We start from the raw sequence: 1,563 nt of genomic DNA, 5'->3' as shown, positions 1-1,563 counted from the left end.
CATCACGCCGAGCCATTTACACAAAGTTCCCGACAGACCCGGCAGTTGTGGTCGCTGGGATTGCCGGTGCCGTTGCATGTGCTGCGACGGTTGCATGCGGAATCGTCGCGGCCGCAGCCATCGGAGCCGCTGCGGGTGCTGCTGCTTACCTCGCTCGCGATGGGTGGTCCGATCGCTTCTCTGGAGTAGGGCTGGCTGGCTCCGCTGCGGTCGGCGCACTGGGCGGCGGTGGATTGACTACGGGGATCAGGGCGGGAGCATCTGCCGCTATCTCGAGGGCAGTTCCGCTGGGGAGCGCGGCCCTCAAGAGAGACACACTCCACCGGGCCGGTGCATTCTTGCAGCGAAGTGTCATCACACGCGGTGCGGTTCGTCCCGTGTTCGTAACCCGGACCCAGTCGATTGGCCTGTCCGTCACGGTGCGGGGCACTGTAAATGGCTATCGAGGCCAACAGGAATGGGTCGTGGGGCGGGGCTACCTCGTACACTCGTTCTTCCGTGTGAATCGAGGGATGTTCTAATGCAGCCGTACAGCGACGAATGGCTGAACCGGCTCGCGGACGGAATCTCCATCTACCCCGTACCGTCCGTGCAATTGGATGAACTGGTCGACATAGCCGCACTCGGGCTTGATGAGCTCTCATTTGGCTACCGGATCGGTGTAGTCGATGCGAGGACCGCCATCGACGTATCTCTAAGTCGGTTTCAAGCGGGTATCGCGCAAGAAAGGGCGCAAGAGCGATTAGCCCTCATGCTCTCAGACGAACTCGAACTCGCCACTGGGATCTTAGCGACTCGCGACCTGACTGACATTGGCGGAGGAGTCGAAGACATGTGGCTCTACTGCGTTCTCAGGCTATACCTTGAGCGCTGGCGCGAGTCTCGCCGGTCGGACGTGCGTTATGAGCTTGGCGAGATCCTCGCGTACTGGACGCCCCGCGCGACCGCACCCTGGGACCGGATCCTGGATCGCGCTCGCACAGTCTTCAAACCTCACAGTCGCGCAGCAGTCCTTGACGCTGTTCGCAAGCAGCTGGAGACGGGATCAGCGAGGTATGTCCGGCCTTCAACATGACGCGGAGTAGACGAAGAACCAGCATCCTTCGGTGCGCCGAGGGATTGCCCGACGGAGTTGAGCGGGGTCCACTCATGAGAACAAGTCGAATCATTAACCGTGAGTAGACCGTGATCCGACGAAAACAAGTTGAATGGACACCCGTCGGTACACGGCAGAAGCGGCACCTGCTCAGGCAATACTCGCGAAGAGCCGATGGCGGGAATCGAACCCGCGCTGTCTGCTTGGGAAGCAGAAGTTCCTAAGTGGCGGTTCATAGTGGCTCACTCGGGCTCACGAGCCGCGGAATCCCGCGGAACGTGAAAGGCAGTGAGTTCCGGTGAACTCGGCAAAATCGTGAGCTAACCGTGACAACCACGTGAGGAGCGCCCGCTGCCGGTCCAGTCATGCACCGCCGGCTGGCCACATACTTCGTCAACCGTTGGTCGGGTTCGTGTTCCCCTGCGGGGGGTCTGTCGGGAACTTTGCGTAAATGGCTCGGCGTGATA

At 60.9% G+C, this 1,563-nt stretch carries 2 protein-coding genes; both read left to right on the top strand.

Annotated features, from left to right (window positions below; genetic code table 11):
- A partial coding sequence (locus tag ABME02_RS18405) for a hypothetical protein (protein ID WP_353816810.1) occupies window positions 1–189 on the top strand: 189 nt, incomplete at its 5' end.
- Between the two features lie 331 nt (window positions 190–520).
- The gene (locus tag ABME02_RS18400; RefSeq protein WP_353816809.1) at window positions 521–1,075 is read left to right on the top strand and encodes a hypothetical protein; all 555 of its coding nucleotides are present in this window, start codon (window positions 521–523) and stop codon (window positions 1,073–1,075) included.
- Window positions 1,076–1,563: the final 488 nt, after the last annotated feature.

The organism is Agromyces zhanjiangensis, assembly GCF_040496055.1.
Classification (GTDB): Bacteria; Actinomycetota; Actinomycetes; order Actinomycetales; family Microbacteriaceae; genus Agromyces; species Agromyces zhanjiangensis.
The sequence above is the reverse complement of the archived record's forward strand: the minus strand, read 5'-3'. Positions and strand labels throughout refer to the sequence as shown.